At 62.7% G+C, this 19186-nt stretch carries 18 protein-coding genes; 6 read left to right on the forward strand and 12 right to left on the reverse strand.

Annotation, left to right across the window (positions count from 1 at the left end):
- The 3 genes from AC1D0Z_RS06455 to priA form a co-directional block, all read left to right on the forward strand.
- The coding region (locus tag AC1D0Z_RS06455; protein WP_477657415.1) for a uroporphyrinogen decarboxylase family protein at nt 1-613 on the forward strand (613 nt) is incomplete at its 5' end.
- Nucleotides 614-660: 47 nt separating this feature from the next.
- Nucleotides 661-990 carry a hypothetical protein gene (locus AC1D0Z_RS06460; RefSeq protein ID WP_477657416.1) on the forward strand — a complete coding sequence of 110 codons (330 nt, stop codon included), beginning with the start codon at nt 661-663 and terminating at the stop codon, nt 988-990.
- On the forward strand, nt 987-3179 hold the full coding sequence (gene priA / locus AC1D0Z_RS06465; protein WP_477657417.1) for a replication restart helicase PriA: 2193 nt from the start codon (nt 987-989) through the stop codon (nt 3177-3179). The genes AC1D0Z_RS06460 and priA overlap by 4 nt, the downstream gene beginning before the upstream one ends.
- Before the next feature lie 396 nt (nt 3180-3575).
- On the opposite strand, the gene AC1D0Z_RS06470 is transcribed toward priA, so the two are convergent.
- Together AC1D0Z_RS06470 and AC1D0Z_RS06475 are read right to left on the reverse strand one after the other, a co-directional pair.
- Nucleotides 3576-4115 carry a DUF7668 domain-containing protein gene (locus AC1D0Z_RS06470; RefSeq protein ID WP_477657418.1) on the reverse strand — a complete coding sequence of 180 codons (540 nt, stop codon included), beginning with the start codon at nt 4113-4115 and terminating at the stop codon, nt 3576-3578.
- Complete coding sequence (locus AC1D0Z_RS06475; protein ID WP_477657441.1) at nt 4069-4833, reverse strand: ArsR/SmtB family transcription factor; 765 nt, start codon at nt 4831-4833, stop codon at nt 4069-4071. Before AC1D0Z_RS06475 ends, AC1D0Z_RS06470 begins: the two co-directional genes overlap by 47 nt.
- Before the next feature lie 152 nt (nt 4834-4985).
- Here AC1D0Z_RS06475 and AC1D0Z_RS06480 point away from each other — a divergent pair, with 152 nt between their 5' ends.
- Nucleotides 4986-6260 (forward strand): MFS transporter, encoded by a 1275-nt coding sequence (locus AC1D0Z_RS06480; protein ID WP_477657419.1) that lies wholly within the window; start codon nt 4986-4988, stop codon nt 6258-6260.
- Nucleotides 6261-6266: 6 nt separating this feature from the next.
- On the opposite strand, the gene AC1D0Z_RS06485 is transcribed toward AC1D0Z_RS06480, so the two are convergent.
- From AC1D0Z_RS06485 to AC1D0Z_RS06530, 10 genes are all read right to left on the reverse strand, one after another.
- On the reverse strand, nt 6267-7565 hold the full coding sequence (locus AC1D0Z_RS06485) for an RNA polymerase sigma factor (RefSeq protein ID WP_477657420.1): 1299 nt from the start codon (nt 7563-7565) through the stop codon (nt 6267-6269).
- Between the two features lie 6 nt (nt 7566-7571).
- The gene (locus tag AC1D0Z_RS06490; protein WP_477657421.1) at nt 7572-8003 is read right to left on the reverse strand and encodes a YciI family protein; all 432 of its coding nucleotides are present in this window, start codon (nt 8001-8003) and stop codon (nt 7572-7574) included.
- A 37-nt stretch (nt 8004-8040) separates the two neighbouring features.
- Entirely contained in the window at nt 8041-8577 is a 537-nt protein-coding gene (locus AC1D0Z_RS06495) for an SRPBCC family protein (RefSeq protein ID WP_477657422.1), read from the reverse strand.
- Nucleotides 8578-8746: 169 nt separating this feature from the next.
- Nucleotides 8747-9520: a YciI family protein gene (locus AC1D0Z_RS06500; RefSeq protein WP_477657423.1), complete on the reverse strand. Its 774-nt coding sequence runs from the start codon at nt 9518-9520 to the stop codon at nt 8747-8749.
- Between the two features lie 65 nt (nt 9521-9585).
- Nucleotides 9586-10023: a YciI family protein gene (locus AC1D0Z_RS06505; protein WP_477657424.1), complete on the reverse strand. Its 438-nt coding sequence runs from the start codon at nt 10021-10023 to the stop codon at nt 9586-9588.
- Nucleotides 10024-10196: 173 nt separating this feature from the next.
- Nucleotides 10197-11150, reverse strand: a complete 954-nt coding sequence (locus tag AC1D0Z_RS06510; protein ID WP_477657425.1) for an AEC family transporter — start codon at nt 11148-11150, stop codon at nt 10197-10199.
- 221 nt (nt 11151-11371) lie between these two features.
- Nucleotides 11372-12433: a porin gene (locus tag AC1D0Z_RS06515; protein ID WP_477657426.1), complete on the reverse strand. Its 1062-nt coding sequence runs from the start codon at nt 12431-12433 to the stop codon at nt 11372-11374.
- A gap of 195 nt (nt 12434-12628) precedes the next feature.
- Nucleotides 12629-13411 (reverse strand): L-fucose dehydrogenase, encoded by a 783-nt coding sequence (locus tag AC1D0Z_RS06520; protein WP_477657427.1) that lies wholly within the window; start codon nt 13409-13411, stop codon nt 12629-12631.
- 49 nt (nt 13412-13460) lie between these two features.
- Nucleotides 13461-14762, reverse strand: a complete 1302-nt coding sequence (locus AC1D0Z_RS06525) for an L-fuconate dehydratase (protein ID WP_477657428.1) — start codon at nt 14760-14762, stop codon at nt 13461-13463.
- Nucleotides 14759-15274 carry a P-loop NTPase family protein gene (locus tag AC1D0Z_RS06530; RefSeq protein ID WP_477657429.1) on the reverse strand — a complete coding sequence of 172 codons (516 nt, stop codon included), beginning with the start codon at nt 15272-15274 and terminating at the stop codon, nt 14759-14761. The genes AC1D0Z_RS06525 and AC1D0Z_RS06530 overlap by 4 nt, the downstream gene beginning before the upstream one ends.
- Nucleotides 15275-15726: 452 nt before the next feature.
- On the opposite strand from AC1D0Z_RS06530, the gene AC1D0Z_RS06535 reads away from it, so the two are divergent.
- Nucleotides 15727-16590: an IclR family transcriptional regulator gene (locus AC1D0Z_RS06535; RefSeq protein ID WP_477657430.1), complete on the forward strand. Its 864-nt coding sequence runs from the start codon at nt 15727-15729 to the stop codon at nt 16588-16590.
- 270 nt (nt 16591-16860) lie between these two features.
- Entirely contained in the window at nt 16861-18954 is a 2094-nt protein-coding gene (locus tag AC1D0Z_RS06540; RefSeq protein WP_477657431.1) for an ATP-dependent helicase, read from the forward strand.
- Nucleotides 18955-19186 lie beyond the last annotated feature (232 nt).

Genomic DNA, 19186 nt, shown 5'->3' on the forward strand with positions numbered 1-19186 from the left:
GGTCAAGACCATGCTCTACCAGCGTCCCGACCTGATGCACAAGATGCTGGCGGTGAACGCCGATGCGGTGGCCGCTTACCTGAACGCGCAGATCGAGGCCGGCGCCCAGGCCGTGATGATCTTCGACAGCTGGGGCGGAGTGCTGGCCGACGCGGCTTTCCAGACCTTCAGCCTGGCCTACACGGCCCGTGTGCTGGCCCAGCTCAAACGCGAACATGAAGGCGTCAAGATCCCCCGCCTGGTTTTCACCAAGGGCGGCGGCCAGTGGCTCGAAGCCATGGCACAGCTGGACTGCGAGGTGCTGGGGCTGGACTGGACGGTCAACCTGGCCAAGGCCCGTGCGCTGGTCGGTGAAAACGGCCCCCATGCCAAAGCCTTGCAAGGCAACCTGGACCCCAACGTGCTGTTTGCCAACCCGGCCCAGATAGAAGCCGAAGTAAAAAGCGTGCTGGACAGCTTTGGCAGACCCCATACCGATCCCGGCAAGCCCGGACCGGCCCATATTTTCAACCTCGGGCACGGCATCAGCCAGCACACACCGCCCGAAAGTGTGGAAGTACTCGTAGGCGCAGTGCACGCTCACTCTCGCAGCATGCGTGCTCCCGGTACCTAAACCTTCTGGTTACGCCCCTAAAAGCCAGCGGATGACTGATTTCAACCATGGCTAACACAAAATCGGGCCGGGACGTTCGGACTTATGCACAAAATTTGTGTTGCGGTGCCGCAATGGCGAACATCAGCACCGTGCTGCGCTATCAAAGCAATAGCGCTCGTAAGTTGTTGATTTATATAGAGACTTCAAACTGCTTTTTTTCCGGGCAGTTTAAGCAAAGCCTTGATTTACAAGGCTTCGCGACGCGCCATGGCGAGCTATCAACAAAGTTATCCACAGAAAATCTGGAAATCTGTAAAGCGATGGTAAATCAAGGACTTAGCGCATTATCTGGATGTACTTCTCAAGAAGTAAACACATTTAGTTACTCCAAATGAGCTATTGGCTTCAAGTCGTCGTTGCCGCGCCCGCACACAGTTCTATCGCAGGGCCACTGACCTACCAAAGCGAGTTGCCACTTGCTGCGGGCTCCTTGGTGCGGGTGCCGCTGGGAAAACGTGAAGTCCTTGGTGTGGTGTGGGAAACCATTGCAGACAGCGGAGCCTTGCTGGAAATGCAAACACGCCATGTCGCCGGCGCGCTGGAAGGATTGCCGCCCCTTTCGGCAACCTGGCGCAAACTGGTGATGTTCACGGCGGGGTATTACCAGCGTTCCCTGGGGGAGGTGGCGCTGGCGGCGCTGCCGCCGCAACTGCGCGACCTCAGCAATGTGCAGTTGGCGCGGCGGCTCAAGCGCCCTGTCGCGGATACCAGCGGCCCTCAGGATACCGCGGCGCTGCTGCCGCYCAGCGCGCAGCAAGCTCTCTCGCTGGCTGAATTTGACGCCGATACCCGGCCAGCGCTGCTGTTCGGCGCCACCGGCAGCGGCAAAACCGAGGTCTACCTGCGCGTCGCGGCCCGCGTGCTCGAGCTCGATCCGGCCGCGCAAGTGTTGGTGATGGTGCCCGAAATCAATCTCACGCCGCAGCTGCAGTCGCGCTTTGAAGAGCGCTTTGCCCACCTGGGCAAGGAGCGCGTGGTGGCCCTGCACAGCGGCCTGACACCGGCGCAGCGCCTCAAAAGCTGGCTGGCCGCCCACGCCGGCCATGCACGCCTGGTGCTGGGCACGCGCATGGCGGTGTTCGCCTCCATGCCTAATTTACGCCTGATTGTGGTCGATGAGGAACACGACCCGAGCTACAAGCAGCAGGAAGGCGCGCGTTACTCGGCCCGTGATCTCGCGGTGTACCGTGCCAAGATCGAAACCGAAGACGCCACGCATGGCCATGGCCCTTGCAGGGTGCTGCTCGGTTCGGCCACGCCCTCATTGGAGAGTTGGCAAGCCACACTCGCCGGCCGCTACCAGCGGCTCGTCATGCACGAACGTATTGGCACGGTGCCATCAACCGGCGAAGAAGCTGCGCCCTATTCCGCCGGACCGCAGCCGGAACCTTTTTCACCGCCCAAAGCCCGCGAGCCCGGTGACCCGGGCAGCCTGCCCACCGTACGCCGCGTGGACATGAACCACCAGCCCAAGCACTGCATCATCGCGCCGCCGCTGCTGGACGCGATTGCTCAACGGGTCGCGCGCGGCGAGCAGTCGCTGATCTTCCTGAACCGGCGCGGCTATGCGCCGGTGCTGGCCTGCCATGACTGCGGCTGGAAAAGCGAATGCCCGCACTGCAGCGCCTACCGCGTCTTCCACAAGATTGACCGCACCTTGCGCTGCCACCACTGCGGCTTCACAGAGCGCGTGCCCCGCGCCTGTCCAAGCTGCGGCAACATCGACATCGCACCCGTGGGCCGCGGCACCGAGCGGCTAGAAGAGCACCTTGCCGAACTGCTGGCCGGCGTGAAGCGGCCAGACGGCGAGCCGCCGCGCATCGCCCGCATAGACGCCGACACCACGCGGCTCAAGGGCGCGCTCGAATCACAGCTGGCCAGCGTGCATGCGGGCGAGGTCGACGTGCTGGTCGGCACGCAGATGATCGCCAAGGGCCACGACTTCAGGCACATCACGCTGGTGGCCGCCATCAACCCCGACGGCGCGCTGTTCTCCAGCGACTTCCGCGCGCCCGAGCGCCTCTTCAGCCTGCTCATGCAGGCCGGCGGCCGGGCCGGCCGTGACGCGCGCCACAGCGGCGCCAGCGAAATGTGGGTGCAGACCTTTCATCCCGAGCACCCCTTGTTCGAGGCGCTCAAGCGGCACGATTACGCCGGCTTCGCGGCGCAGCAACTGGCAGAACGCGAAGCAGCCGGCATGTCGCCCTTCGGCTTTTCAGCGCTGGTGCGCGCCGAGGCCCGCACGCAGGAAGTGGCCCAGGGCTTTCTGAACACGGCAGCAGCTCAAGCCGAAGCGCAGCAACTCACCGGACACGGCCAGGTCACTGCCTACCCCGCAGTGCCAATGACAATACAGCGCGTGGCCAATATCGAGCGCGCGCAAATGCTGGTCGAAAGCCCCTCGCGTGCGGCGCTGCAACGCTTTCTGGCGGCCTGGCAGCCGGTGCTGTTTGAGACGCGCCAGCAAGCGGAATTCAAAAGCCTGATTCGCTGGGCGATTGATGTGGATCCGATTGCGATTTGATTAAATGACAGGCGTTCATGGACTTCGGAGTTCATTCGTCTTTGGAGCAAAGGCACAGCATTTCTCCAGGCTCAAGTGCTATGGAATGTGACTGGCAAGTGCCTTCTCCTTCATCAGGCCAGCGCTTGCAAACCCAAGGTTGACCGTAGTCATCTATTTCCTCTACAACGAACTCTTCTCCGATCATTGAATCCACGCGCCACCGTTCGTCCGCAGGCAGCCTCTCGTACCAATCGCCCGAAAGGTGCAACACGCGCACGCGCGAACCAATGCGGGCAACTGTTCCATTGCAATCGACGGGTTGGCGTGACGGTGTTCTCATGTGCGGCCTAAGGTTTTATTTAAGCGAACTGCCGCAGGCAGGCCCGCATGAAAGAAGGGTAGGCGTCGTCATCGCTACGGCACATAAACCATATGAATTTTGAACGAGAAGCCGGGGTTGCTCTCTGTAACGCGCACACTCAGCACCAAATCACTTCGACCTTCTGCTTGCGTCCATAGGTCTACCAGCGCATCCCAGTGATTTCCCGACCAGATGCAAACAGAGGAATCCCACGTCTCCTCTGGCAGTTCCACCAACATTTCTCCGTAGTTCTGAATGTAGTCCCGGATATGCGCAACCGTGTCTGCAGAAACAGGCTCAACTCCCAACACGTCCTCTTTTAAGCAGTAGTCGTGGTCAGCAAAGGCTTTCACGATATCGCGGAACACGGGCCGCCAAGCCGTGGGAATTGGTCGTCCATGTGTCCCGTCTTTAACTACCAACACTTCAACGCCTGAACTACGGTCGCTCATCTCGGGGCTGCCTCTCTTGACGTAATGTATGCCGCAAAATGCCGCGTATGAGCTCGCGGCTTCAACCACAAAAACGTGGTTGCGGGCGCCGCGCTCAGGCGGCGAGAATCCGCTTTTCCTGTCGCGCAGGAAACGCGTCACCCTCTGTCACCTGCCGCCAGCTTTCCTGCCCCATCCAGCCACGTAGCGCCATCACGCCTCTGGGTGTGATCTCCAGCGCGCGCATGCCCTGGCGGCGCAGCAGCCAGCCGCTTTCCAGGCTGTGTGTGCAGATCAGCGTGCCCAGTTGCCCGGCCACATGAAAACGGCGCTCGCTCCAATCGAGGCACGGCCGGCAGTAAGGCCGCTTGGTGTTGATGCTGGTTGGCGACGTTGACAGTTCAATGCCCAGACGCGCCAACACGGCACCGGCTTTGGCGGTGACGTGGCCGGCCTCGCCGTCAAAGGTGATGGCGCCGTCGGCCAGCAGGTGATGGGCGATGGCCACGCCGAGGCGGCCGGCGATGTGGTCGTAGCAGCTGCGTGCCATGCGCATGGCGGCGTCTTTGGGGCCGGGCACCACGGCCCGGCGCGGCGCGGGCACGTTTTGTGAGGCGAGTTGCGTGATGCCTTCCAGCACCCGGGCCACGTCGACCGAGGCCAGGCGGTGGTAACGGTGCCGGCCGTGTTGCTCTACGCGCAGGAGGCCGCCTTCGACCATCAGGGCCAGGTGGCGGCTGGCGGTTTGCGGCGACACGTTGCCGACGCCGGCCAGTTCGTGGGCTGTGAGTGAGCGGCCGTCCAACAGCTCCATCAGCATGGCGGTGCGGGCCGGCTCGCCGACCAACGAGGCGATGTGCGCGATTTGGTTGGTATTCATCATGGTTTAAGACCTTCTGAGTACCAACCTTAGCAGCATCGAAAATCCCATGCTTCGCTTCGGGGCGAAGCATCGCGCCCCCTCTTCGCCGCACCATGGAGGCCATGCAGCAGCTGCTGCCTTCTCACACGRAGAACTCCATGGCATTGCCAATGACCCCTGCCCTCCAGCCGCCGGCACCCCGCGCCTTTTACGGCGCCACCGTTGTGCGCGCCGCTTTTGTACTGGCCATCTTCGGCTGGGGCATAGGCTTTTACAGCCCGGCGATTTTTCTGCACGCGGTGCTTGCACGCACCGGATGGGCACTGCCCTTGGTGTCTGCCGCCGTGACCTTTCACTTTTTGTTCGGCGCGGGCGTGGTGGCCTGCATGCCGCGCATCCATGCCCGTCTCGGTGTGGCCGCCACTATCGCTGCGGGCACCGCCGCGGTGGCGCTGGGACTTCTGGGCTGGGCGCTTGCTGCACAGACCTGGCAACTGTTTGTGGCTGCCATGCTGACGGGCGGCGGCTGGGTCACGATGGGCGCGGCAGGGATCAACGCCATCATCTCGCCCTGGTTTATGCGCGGCCGGCCCCTGGCACTGGCCAAGGCCTACAACGGCGCCAGCCTGGGCGGTGTGATTTTCTCGCCGCTGTGGGGTGCTTTGATCGCGGCGATGGGCTTTACCGCCGCCACCCTTTTGGTGGGCGCGGCCATGCTGGCTGTCGTGGGGTGCCTCTGTTTTTATGTGATCGCGCAAACGCCAGGGCGCATGGGCCAGCAGCCTGACGGCGACGCACCGGGCACGCCAGCGCGCAGCGTCACCTCTGCGCATGCCAAGCCCTTGCCGGGCGGCTTGCTATGGCGTGACCGCAGCTTTCGCACGCTGGCTGCGGCGATGGCGCTGAGCCTTTTCGCGCAGGCCGGCTTGATCACCCACTTGTATTCGCTGCTGGTGTCAGCGCTCGGCACCCAGGGCGCCGGCCTGGCGATGGCGCTGGCCACCGCTTGCGCCATCGGTGGCCGCACCATCGTCGCCAAATGCATGCCGACCGGTGCCGACCGGCGCCTGATCGCCAGCATGAGCTACGCGGTGCAGATCGCCGGCTCACTGTTACTGGCCTGCGCGGCGGAACACCAGACCGCACTGATCCTGCTGGGCGTGGTGCTGTTTGGGGTAGGCATCGGCAACGCGACTTCGCTGCCGCCGCTGGTGGCGCAGGTGGAGTTCGTCAAGGAAGACGTTGCACGTGTGGTGGCGCTGATCGTCGCGATGTCGCAAGGCCTGTGGGCGCTGGCACCGGCCACGTTTGCCCTGCTGCTGGTAACAGCTAACGGAAGCGCGGCGCGCCTGGGTGCGGGCACTGGTCTTTACTTCACTGCGACGGTGCTGCTGCAACTGGCGGCTATCGCCTGCATGCTGGCTGGTCGCAAACCGGCAGTGTGAAACGCGTCAGGAGAGGCGCGGCGTGGCGTCCGGCTTGCAGGCTGCGGCGCGCGCCAGCAGCAGCTCGCGCTCACGCAGGTTGCGGGTGAGCGATGCGGCACGCTCAAATTCCGCATGCGCCTCTTCCAGCCTGCCGAGCTTGAACAAAAAGTCGCCTCGCACGCTCGGCAGCAGGTGGTAGTTTTTCATCAGGGGCTCGGCGAGCAGTACGTCAGCCACCTCCAGCCCCGTCGCCGGACCAAAAGCCATGGCCAGCGCGACGGCGCGGTTGAGCTCTACCACCGGTGAAGGCGACAGCTGCGCCAGCGCATCGTAGAGCGCGGCGATGCGATGCCAGTCGGTGTCGGCGCCGGTGGGCGCGCGCGCATGGCAGGCGGCAATCGCAGCCTGCAGCGCATACGGCCCCAGCGCGCCACCCAGCGCCTCGGCTCGCGCCAGCGCCGCAAAGCCGCGGCGTATCAGGATGTGATCCCAGCGCGCGCGGTTTTGCTCCAGCAGCAAGATGGGTTCGCCCGAAGGCCCGGTACGCGCTTTGGCACGCGAGGCCTGGATTTCCATCAATGCCACCAGGCCATGGACTTCGGGCTCCTGCGTCGCCAGTTCGGCCAGCACGCGCCCCAACCGAAGGGCTTCGTCGCACAGCGCTGGGCGCATCCAGTCGCCGCCCGAGGTGGCCGAATAGCCTTCGTTGAAGATCAGATAAATGACTTCCAGCACCGAGGCCAGCCGGGCGCCACGCTCTTCGGGGCCGGGCACCTCAAACGGCACGCGCGCCTCGGCCAAAGTCCGCTTGGCGCGGACGATGCGCTGGGCCACCGTAGGCTCGGGCACCAGGAAGGCACGCGCGATTTCGTCGGTGCTCAGACCGCCCAGCAACCGCAGCGTGAGCGCGATGCGCGCCTCGGTCGACAGCACCGGGTGGCAGGCGGTGAAGATCAGGCGCAGCAAATCGTCGCCGTAGTCGTCGGCGCCGCCGTCCCCGGAGCCGGGTTCGTCTAGGTCGGCGAAAGCCATTTCCTGCTCCAGCTCAAGTTCATGGCCCAGCTCTTCATGTTTGAGCGCGAGCAGCTTGCGCCGCCGCAGGTGGTCGATGGCGCGGTGCTTGGCCACGGCCATAAGCCAGGCACCGGGGTTGTCGGGCACGCCTGTCTTGGGCCAGCGCTCCAGCGCGGTGACCAGCGCGTCCTGCGCGATCTCTTCGGCCAGGCCCACCTCTTGCACCATGCGTGCAACCTTGGCGATGACCTTGGCCGATTCGATGCGCCAGACGGCGTCGATGGCGCGGTGGGTTTCATGCGACGCCATGCGGCTTCAGGCGCCCTTGTTTTTTCCGCTCGGCGCTTGCTGCATCTCGGTGAAGCCGGCGGCGGCTTCTTGCACGTCAGGCGGAAAGTCCGACATCTCCTGCACCTGGCGCACTTCGATCATTTCGTTCTCACCGCCCGGGCAGCGCGTTGCCCACTGGATGGCTTCTTCGCGCGAGGCCACGTTGATCATCCAATAGCCGCCCAGCACTTCGCGGGCTTCGGCAAAAGGACCGTCCTTGACATGGGCCTTGCCACCCGGGAAGGTCACGCGCGCGCCCATGGAGGGTGGATGCAGGCCGTCCAGCGCGATCAGCACGCCGGCCTTTTGCAGTTCTTCGTTGTACTTCATCATCGCGGCCACGGCGTCGGCGCTGGGCATGGTGCCTGCGTCGGCAGTTTCGTAGCCTTTGGGGATCATCAGCATCATGAATCGCATTTGAATACTCCTTGAATGTGGGTTGAGTGAGCCAGGCTTACTTTTCCGCAGCGGCCTTCATCGCGGCCAGGCCGTCTTCAAAGTCTTTGCCCACCATCTTGTCGATGTTGAAGAAGACATGCATGACCCGGGAAATCAGCGGCGCGGGGCCCGCCATCTCCCAGTTCACGACGCTGCCGCCGGCCTGCGGCTGGATGGTGAAAACCACCTTGTTGTGGGCCTCGAAGGGCTTGCTGAAGTTCAGGTCAATCCTGATCAGGGAGGACGGCACGGACTCGGTGATCAGCATGTCGCCGGAGCCGACTTCCTTGCTTTCCCAGGCGTAAACCGAGCCCTTGCCGGTGGCCGGGCCACTGAAGCTGCGCTTCATGGCCGCGTCTTTCTTCTCCCAGGGCGACCAGGCGCCCCACTGTTTGTAGTCGTTGATCAGCGGAAAGATTTTTTCAGGCAGCGCCTGTATCGTGATCTGGCGCTGCACGCGGAAGGTGTCGGGCTTGTTGGAGGCAAGCACCAGCACTGTCACGACAAAAAGCACGATGACGACGGCGGCAATGATGGCAATGGTCTTGAACATATAAATCCCTTTTAGTGTTCGTTCACTTTGATAAATGGCGAGCGCCGGGCTTATCGGGCCGGTCTGGCCCCCAAAAAACGCCTGCTCACCGGTACGACGAACGAAAAACGCGAAATCGACATGCCCAGCCAAAAAAATCAAAAATATTTTTGACCGCCGTTCCCGGGCGTCAGGCCTGTGTGAAATCGGCAGCCTCATACAGCAGCCGGATTTCCACCTCAACCTCTTCCGTATCGCGAAACGGGAAGGGATAAGCCAGCGCCCAGTCCACTGCGGCCTGCAGCGACCGCGCCTGGATGATCCAGAAACCGGCCAGCAACTCCTTGGCCTCGGCAAACGGTCCGTCCATCACGCTGGGTTTGCCCCGGGTGAACTTCATGCGGGAGGCGCTGGCGCTGGGCTTGAGCCCTTCTCCCATGAGCAGCACGCCGGCCTTGACGGCATCGTCGTTGTGTTGGGCCATGCGCCCCAGCCACTGGCCGTCGGGCACGATGCCGGCTTCGGCGCGGTCATTGGCCTTGAGCAAAATCATGAAGCGGCGGAACCCCTCGGGCAGCGGCGGCGCGCCTTCCCCGGCGACGCCGCGCAGGCCGCCGGGGCAGCCACCCTCGCGGATTTCCAGCGAGGTATTGCCATCCCCATCCTCTTGAGGCCAGCGCTTGAGCCATTCCAGTGCTTCATCCCTGGAAGCCGCCTCAATCATGGTGAAACCGGCGATCAGCTCTTTGGCTTCGGTGAAAGGGCCATCGATGACCGTGGGCTTGCCACCGGAAAACCGGATGAGCGCGCCCTTTGAGCTTGCCTGCAGGCCCTCGCCGCCTAGCAGCATGCCGGCCTTGGCGAGTTCTTCGTTGTAGGCGCCCATGGCGGCCAGCAACGCGGGGCTGGGCAGTTCGCCGGCTTCCGTACTCGCATCGGATTTGCGCAGGATCATGTATTGCATGCGTGGAATCTCCTTGGAACCCGGTTTTTACCTCAAACACGGCCCCGGCAACCAGGCGCCCGCTTTCAGGACTTCGCGGCGGTCTGCGCTTCGACCTGCTGGCGCAAGCGTTCCTCGGCTTCACGCAGTTCAGGCGTGAACTCGGCGCCGAAGTCTTCGGCTGAAAATACCTGGCGGATTTCAATCTCGGCCTCGCTCTCAGGCGGCAAGGGGCAGCGCTTGACCCACTCAATCGCTTCTTCTTTCGACGAGACCTGCAGCATCCAGAAACCGGCGACCAGCTCTTTGGTTTCAGGGAAGGGCCCGTCCACCACGGTGCGTTTGCCGCCAGAGAATTTGACACGCGCGCCTTKGGAGCTGGGGTGCAGCCCCTCGCCCGCCAGCATGACGCCGGCCTTGACCAGCGATTYGTTGAACTTGCCCATGTCGGCCAGCAATTGTTCGGTGGGCATTTCGCCGGCTTCGCTGTGTTTGTCGGCTTTGATGAGGACCATGAATTTCATTTCGGACTCCTTGAAGTTGCGTTGGGAGCGGGGGGGCCGGGACAGTCCCGGCAAGAAAACGTCCCGCTCTACCGTTACGACGAACGGCCGATAGGTAAATCGACAGCGGGTAGCCACCTTTTTCCGTTTTTTTGTAACAGCCTCGGAAAACCCGGGGCAAGCCTGGTCCCGCCTCAGGTCAGCAGGGCCACCGCCGCAGAGAAGCTGAAGAACGCCAGCACGGTGGACAACAGGATGATGCGTGCGATGCGGCCGTTGTCGGCGCCGAAACGCTCGGCCAGCATTGCCACGTTGCTGGCGCTGGGCAGGGCCGCTACCAGCACGATCACGGTGAGCGCAAAGCGCTCAAGCGGCACACCCAGCGCGATGGTGCCTAGCCCCACCAGACCGACGAGCACCGGATGGACCACGAGCTTGATCAACGCCACCGGAACGTAATCCCTGAGCGGCGTGGCCGCAACGCTGTTCATCTGCGAACGGGCCAGCACCGCGCCTATGGTGAACAAGGCCACCGGCGAGGCGGCATCGGCCAGCAGCCCGACGGTCTGCATCACCGGCCCGGGCAACGCCACCCCGAAGCCCGACGACAGCGCACCCAGCACGATGGCCCAGGGCATGGGATTGAGGGCTACGCCCGTCAGTGCCTTTTGCGCCGCAACCTCGGCGCCATGGACATCTGCCGAGTCCAGCCGCGACAGCGCGATGCACAGCGAGCTCGTCACCACCAGGTCGACCAGGATAGTGACGATGGCCGGGCCGGCGGCTTGCGCGCCCAGCAACGCCACCAGCAGGGGCACACCCATGAAACCGGTGTTGGGAAAGGCCGCCACCAACGCGCCGAAAGACGCATCGTTCCAGCCAATGCGGCCCTTGCGTGTGAGCACCACGGTGAAGGCGACCATCAGCAGCGCACACACCAGGTAGACCGCCACCAGGCTTGCATCGAGCAGTTGCGCAACCGGCGTGCCTGCGCCAAAACGGTAGAGCATGCAAGGCAGTGCGAAATACAGCACAAAGGTGTTGAGGCCGGGGATGGCCAGCTGCGGAAGCAGGCCCCGGCGCGCAGCAAGGTAACCGCACAACACCAGCGCGAAAAAGGGAAAGGTGACGAAAAGAATGCCGAGCACGGCGCTGATTGTCGCCCACGCCCTTGCGCGAGTGCGCAGCACGCTCCCGCTTGCATGCCGATTGAGCATAAAAAATAGCTGCAGCGCAGGCGGCGCCTGCGCAAGCAGCTATATTTTTAATAGCAAAAAGTGGCTGGCCAGCTGGTCCCCGTCAGGCACTCCTGATCTGAACCTGCCGGCCTGCCGCCGAACGCATGGAACTCGCCCAGCAGCGCTGCCCTTTAGAAGCTGTGCGCAATACCCGCGTAAACGGTTCTTTGCCCCTGGTTGACCGCCGGATTTCCCGAGATCCCCCCGTCCACCCCGAAGTTGGCGCCACTGGAGTTGCTGACGCCGCCCAGGCTCGCGTACAGCAGCGTGCGCTTGGACATGCTGTAGTCCGCACCCACCATGGCCAAGGTGGCCTTACCGGCCACCCGGTCGGCCTTCACGTGAAAGACCGAGCCGATCAGCGTGAGCGCCGGCGTCACATCGTAGCGAACGCCGACCCAGGCATGCTTGAGCTTGGTCGCGGCGGCGAGGGCCGCGTCGGGTGCGGTGATGTAATCGTAGGCTGCATACAGCTTGGCCGGGCCGAACTTGTAGGTGCCGCCTATGATGGTTTCCTTGGAGGTGCTGAAGACATCCGTGAATGTGCCGGTGGCATTACGGCGCTCGGAATAGATGGCGCGCAGCATCAGGTCCTGGTTCGCGTAGGTCAGCGACACGCCTTCGCCGCGGTTGGCCTTGCTGTTGCCGGCCGTTTCGCCAAGCGAGATTTGCCCGGTGGCACTGAAGCCGCCCATGTTAGGTGTTGAATACTCGATTACGTTATTGGCACCGGGCCAGCTGCGGCCCCTGACCAAGGTGGCGCTGCCCACCCACTGCTGGCCGGTCGGGTCCAGGTCCCACACATCATTGCTGATGAACAGATTCTTGCCGAGGCGGAAACTTCCCCAGCTGGCGTTGGACAAACCAACATAGGCGCGGCGGTTGAACAGTCCACTACCGGTCGCCCCGTTCTTCAGCTCAAAACCGCTTTCGAGAAGGAAGTTGGCCGTCAAGCCGCCGCCCAGGTCTTCAGTCCCCTTCATGCCCCACATGCTGGTGCCCCACTGGTTGCTGGCCACCATGGCTTTGGAAAAGCTGGCATTGGCCACCGGGTCATACACCTTGTCGATATAAGCCAGGCCGGATACGGCACGTCCGTACAAGGTCACACTGGACTGGGCCGAGGCCACCTGCGGAGCCAGCACGGCCGCGCAGGCCACACCTAGGTACACACTACGGAAAGCAGCTTTCATGATTTGTCTCTCTTTGCTATGGTTGGGTTGAGTCAGTTAAAAAGTCCGGATATGCCCATTCGCCGGCATGGCTGCCCAGAGCGAACCCGGTTCGGGCGGGGAAATCGTGGCTGCAGGCTTTCATCGCGCTTTTCAGGCGCGCCAGCTGGCAGCGGTGCATGGCGTTTTCGCCGAATTGGGGTCGGTTCATGGCAGTCAGCCCACAGGTAAGGCGCGGTCCAGATGCACATACCCTCCATCGGGATGAATCCATTGGCCCGTGGTGTGTGAGGCGCGATCAGACAGCAGGAACACCACCGTGTCGGCAATTTCGCGATCGGTTGTCATGCGCTGGCCGAGGGGAATCCGGGCCGTGATGTCGGCAAGGGCCGCCGCCGGGTCGGCAAAGGTCTTGAGCCACGTTTCATAGAGCGGTGTCATGACTTCGGCCGGCAACACCGCATTGACCCGCACGCCATGTGGCGCCAGCGCCGCGGCCCACTCGCGCGTCAGCCCCAGCTGCGCCGCCTTGGCCGCGACATAGCCGCTGGTGTTGCCCTGGCCGGTGAGCGCTGTCTTGGAGGAAATATTGACGATCGCGCCGCGCCTGGCCTTGATCTGGTCCAGGCACAGGTGCGCCATCAGGTAGTAATGCATCAGGTTGGACTGCAGCGAGCGCTCGAAGGCCTCGGGGCCGGCCTCCAGGCCGACGCTGTCGTTGACGCCGGCGTTGTTGACCAGCCCATCTATGCCGCCGAATTCGGCCACCACGCCCTGCACCGCGGCCCGGCAGGCTGCTTCGTTTTCAAGCTGGAGCTGGAAAAATCCGTGGCGGGCGCCGGTCTCCTGCAAGGCTGCGGAAAACTCCGGCAACAACGGGCTGCGGCCGAAGATCACCGGCACCGCGCCTTCGCGCGCCAGCTGCAGGCTGATGGCCCCGCCGATTCCGGCGCCCCCGCCGGTGACAATGACAATCTTGTTTTGAAGGTGCAAATCCATGGAGGGTTCCGGTCTGGGATATGTGCGGGTAGGGGATGTGGGTGGTGGCTCAGGCAGCTAAAAGGGAACGTCCGCCTTTGAAGGCGTATTGCGCCAGCGACTCGCGCTTCATCTCAATGGAGTAACCCGGGCGCTGCGGCGGCATGTAAGCGGCACGGCGAATCACGCAGGGATCCACAAAATGCTCGTGCAGGTGGTCCACGTATTCGATAACCCGGCCTTCCTTGGTACCGGCAATGCAGAGGTAGTCGATCATCGACAGGTGCTGCACGTATTCGCACAGGCCAACGCCGCCGGCATGCGGGCACACCTTGAGCCCGTATTTGGCTGCCATCAGCATCACGGCCAGCACCTCGTTGACTCCGCCCAGGCGGCAGGCGTCGATCTGCACCACGTCAATGGCGCCCTGCATGATCAGCTGCTTGAACATGACGCGGTTCTGGCACATCTCGCCGGTGGCGACCTGCATGTCGCCCTTCACCGCCTCTCGGATGCGGCGGTGGCCCTCGATGTCATCGGGGCTGGTTGGCTCTTCGATAAACCAGGGCTTTGCAAAGCCCAGGTGGCCCAGCCACCCAATCGCCTCGTTGACATCCCACACCTGGTTGGCGTCAATCATCAGGGTGCGGTCGGGGCCGAGCACTTCGCGTGCGACACGCACCCGCCGGATGTCGTCCTGCAGGTCGCGGCCCACCTTGAGCTTGATGTGCGAAAAACCGGCATCCACCGCCTCCTGGGCCAGGCGCCTGAGCTTTTCATCGTCATAGCCCAGCCAGCCAGCGGAAGTGGTGTAGCAGGCGTAGCCTTCCTGCTCGAGCGTCTTTAGTCGCGCGTCCTTGCCGGCGGCCTGGCGCGTCAGCAGCGCCAGTGCTTCAGCCGGCGTAATGCAGTCGGTGATGTAGCGAAAGTCGATCAGCCTGACGATCTCTTCCGGACTCATATTGGCCACCAGCTTCCACACCGGCAAGCCCTCCTGCTTGGCCCACAGGTCCCACACGGCATTGACCACGGCAGCGGTCGCCAGGTGGATGGCGCCCTTGTCCGGGCCGATCCACCGCAGCTGGCTGTCCGAGGTGATGTAGCGCCAGAAGCGGCCCATGTCCCCGGTCACCCAGTCCATGTCCAGGCCGACCACCAGATGGCGCATGGCTTCGATGGCGGCGCAGCAAACTTCATTGCCGCGGCCGATGGTGAAAGTCAGGCCATGGCCTTCGAGCCCGGGCTGGCCGGTTTCCAGCACCACATAGGCAGCCGAATAATCCGGGTCCGGATTCATCGCATCCGAGCCGTCAAGATGCCGCGACGTCGGAAAGCGCACGTCGAGGACACGCATGGACTGGATCGTGCTCATGAAGGATTGCCCGCCTGGGGATTGCTGCGTGCCTGGTAAAGAAGCGCCTGAGCGCTTGGCAGCTGCATAAAACCGGGCGAGGCCACGTTGAAGAAAATCAGCAAGCCCAGCAAGCTGGCAAAGGCCAACAGCTTTTGACGGGTGTTGCTGCTAAAAGCCGCAGTGTTGAAACCTTGCAGCCCCTTGGAGATAGTCATGGAGGATGGTTCCTGTGCCTGTATGGCGGCGGGCTTGAGGATGAACCCCAAGCTCAGGAAGCGCCGCAGGGTCGCCAGGATCTTCATCAGGATCGATTTGCCATCGCTGTTCTCGCCCATCAGTGCACGCACCTCGCCCGCAGTGATCTCGAGCCAGGCGTTGTGCAGCGCACGCACTCCCGGAAAGGATTTGCACAGGTTGGTGATCGCCACAAGAGGTGTCATGAGCGGTTCCGGGCAACTGCGGTGTTCACTCGGATCGTTACGCCGCCGTCGACCCGCAGCGACTGGCCGCTGAGAACGCGCGCCCGTCATTAGCCAGGTGGCCCGCGGGCGGCGGAAGGCATATCCCGAGTCCTGTTCCCCACGCCAGTTCAAAGGTCCTGGCCAGCGAGCCGGGCGCCAGCGCTGAGACCGATACCGTTTTCTTGTCAAATTGTCCTGGGCGCATAACAAAACCTTTTTGCTGACGGAACGTTGCGGGGCGAAGGCGCCAAAAGCAGGAAACTTATTGTTACAAATAGTTCATTGATGAACAATCTATTCACTTATGGATCGAAACGCTGTGAATCATAGAAATCTGCTCATCTTTCCCGGCTCCGGATTTTCCCTAGGTCAGGATTTAATTTATTGATGAACATTAAGTGCAAAAGTAAATAAATCTAAAACAACGAAGGCGAAAGTCTTCGTCAATGCCTTGCGCCATATCAAGAACGCCGCTTTACATATCAAAATTGCAATGCCTTGAGCTCACCCACCCTGCCGCCATGACATCAAAATATTCCTCTCCCCCCATTGCCGACCAAAACCCGAACGAGAATGGCGGCGCCGCTTCCCCGCCGCTTGCGGAAGACCGTTACCGCGCACCGGCGCTCGACAAGGGGCTGGACATCCTGGAGTTGCTGGCCCGCCAGCCGCAGGGCCTGACGCGCGCGGAGATCGTCAAGGAAATGGACCGCAACGCAAGCGAGATCTACCGCATGCTGGAGCGTTTGGTAGCGCGGCAATATGTGATGCGCTCGCTCTCTGGCGACCGCTATTCGCTGAGCCTGAAGCTCTTTACGCTGGCCCATATGCATCCGCCGCTCAACCGGCTGGTGACCCAGGCCATTCCTGTCATGGAGGCCTTTGCACAGAAGGCGGAGCAGGCTTGCCACATGGGCGTTTACGACCACGGCAACGTGCTGATCACCGCGCAGGTCAACGGCCCAGGCACCTGGAGCATGACGGTCCGTGTGGGCGTGCATGTTGGGCTGGTCGATACCGCCTCGGGCCGGGTGTTGCTGGCTTTCGCGGACGCCAGCCGGGCGCAGCAAATGCTGGCCCAGCACACGGCACTCGAAGGCGAGGTACCGATCGAATCCGATGCGCTGGCTGCCGCGCTGGGCGTCATCCGCAAGCAAGGCTATTTCGAGCGCGACAGCCTGCAGTCGTTCGGCGTGGCCGATATTTCCTGCCCCATCTTCGGGCCCGACCACAGCGCACTGGCCGCGCTGACGTGTCCCTATGTGCGGCGCATAGACCGCCATGTCGGCCCCGACCAGAAAACCGTGCGCCTGCTGCTGCAGCAGGCGGCCCAGGCCCTGTCGTTGACGCAAGGCGGGTTCGCCCCCGCGAGCCGGCAGGCATAAAGCCACGCCGGATTCGAATGCTATTTATTTGATAGCTGGTTGCGCTGACGGGTATTGCCCCGTGGGCTTTTATTGCTTGAATCCGGGGTTGAGGCCGGTTCTGTCCGCTTGCGGTTTTTTTCACCCGGCCTGAGCGACCGGCATGAAACCTGCTGCGCGGTCCCAGGCCGCGCGACAGGGCCAAAAAGGGCAGCCGCTATGATTTGCCGTTCACCGGCAGCACCTGACAAGCCGGTCCCGCGCATTTTTCCCTGGAATCGATTCTTTTTCATGACCCACGGCCTGAACCTCGCCCAACAAGAAGCCGTGAACTACCTGCATGGTCCCTGCCTGGTACTGGCGGGCGCCGGTTCCGGCAAGACGCGGGTGATCACACACAAGATAAGCCGGCTGATCCAGTCAGGGCTCAAGCCCGAACAGATCGCGGCCATCACTTTTACCAACAAGGCCGCCGCCGAAATGCGCGAGCGCGCCAAGGCGCTGATCGGCAAGAGCGCCAAGGGCGTTTTGGTCTGCACCTTTCACGCATTGGGTGTCCGCATGCTGCGCCAGGACGGTGCGGCGCTGGGCCTGAAACCCCAGTTTTCGATTCTCGACAGCGATGATGTGACCAGCATCATCAAAGACGCCGGCGGCAGCACCGATGCCGCTACGGCGCGGCAGTGGCAATGGACCATCAGCCTCTGGAAAAACATGGGGCTTAACGCGGCCGAGGCCCTGGCCCAGGCCAACGGCGACGAGGAACGCGCCATCGCGCGCGTGATGGCGCATTACGAAGAACGCCTCACCGCCTACCAGAGCGTCGATTTCGACGACCTGGTCGGCCTGCCGCTCAAGCTGCTGCGCGAACACGAGAACGTACGCAGCAAATGGCAGGACTCCCTGGGCCATGTGCTGGTCGACGAATACCAGGACACCAACGCCACGCAGTACGAAATGCTCAAGCTGCTGGTGGGTGCGCGCGGCCGCTTCACCGCCGTGGGCGACGACGACCAGTCGATCTACGGCTGGCGCGGCGCCACGCTGGACAACCTGAAGAAGCTGCCGCAGGACTACCCCAACCTCAAGGTGGTGAAGCTCGAGCAGAACTACCGTTCCACCAGCGCCATCCTGCGTGCGGCCAACAACGTGATTGGCCCCAACCCCAAGCTTTTCCCCAAGACACTGTTCAGCGAGCTCGGTGAAGGCGAGCCGGTGCGCGTGATCGACTGCGACAGCGAAGAGCACGAGGCCGAGCGCGTGGTGGCGCGCATCCAGAGCCTGCGCGCCGAAGGCAGCCTGCAGGCCGAGGGCGGGCAGTTCAAGGAGTGGAAAGATTTTTGCGTGCTGTACCGCGCCAACCATCTGGCCAAGCCGTTTGAAAAAGCGTTTCGCAAGGCCAACATCCCGTACAAGGTCTCGGGCGGGCAAAGCTTTTTCGACCGCGCCGAAATCAAGGACCTGTGCTGCTGGATGCGGCTTCTGGTCAACAACAACGACGACCCGGCATTCATGCGCGCGGTAACCACCCCCAAGCGCGGCATAGGCCATACCACGCTGGGCGCGCTGGGCACTTTCGCAAGCCAGTCGAAGCAAAGCCTGTTCGAAGCGCTGTTCAGCAACTCGCTGGGCTCGGTGCTGCCGGCCAAGGCGGTCGGCTCGCTGCATGAGTTCGGCCGCTACCTCAACGACCTCGAGTACCGCGCAAAACGCACCGTTGGCGCGGAAGACGCACGCGTTTTCCTGAACGACTGGCTCAAGGAAATCGATTACGAAAAGCACCTTTACGACGGCGAAGACAGCGAAAAACTCGCGGCTGCGCGCTGGACCAACGTGATGGATTTCTGCGACTGGGTGGCCCAGCGCTGCGGCGGGCAGATCGACGACGCCTCGGGTGCCGTGGTAGCAGCCGAAACCAAAACCATGCTCGAAGTCGTGCAGACGATTGCGCTGCTCTCCACCATCAGCGAACGCGAGGGTGACCAGAATGTGGTGACGCTTTCCACCCTGCACGCCGCCAAAGGCCTGGAGTGGCCGCACGTGGTGCTGGCTGGCGTGAACGAAGGCCTGCTGCCTTTCAAGATGGAAGACGACGACGGCAGCAATACGGACAGCATTGCGCTGCGCCTGCAGGAAGAGCGCCGCCTGATGTACGTGGGCATCACCCGTGCACAACGCACGCTGGCGGTGAACTGGTTGCGCAAGCGCAAGAAGGGCCGCGACATGATTCCGGGTGCACCCAGCCGCTTTATCGCCGAGATGGCGCTGGACAAGGCCACCGTGAAAGAAGATCCGCGCGAAAAGCTCAAGGCCTTGCGCGCGGAATTTGCAAAGAAGTCAGCGGACGGAATTGCGGCGGCCGCCGCCGCATCAGAAGTCCGCTAGCGTCGAATTAGCCGCGAATCACACGCCGAGCCATTTGCCCAGTTCGAGCAGCTTGCCCTGGTCACACGAACCCGGTAAAAAATGGGAAGGAGTTGAGTGTCAGGGTTACAAACCGTTTCAGGCGGCGGGTTTTTGCCTGTGCTTGCGCTGATCAAGGATGTATTCGTGAGATAGTGCGCAAGCTCCACGGCATGCGTTGCGAAACACCGCAATCCCTGAGCTGAATTTTTTT

The sequence above is a fragment of the Polaromonas sp. P1_E3 genome (assembly GCF_056405935.1).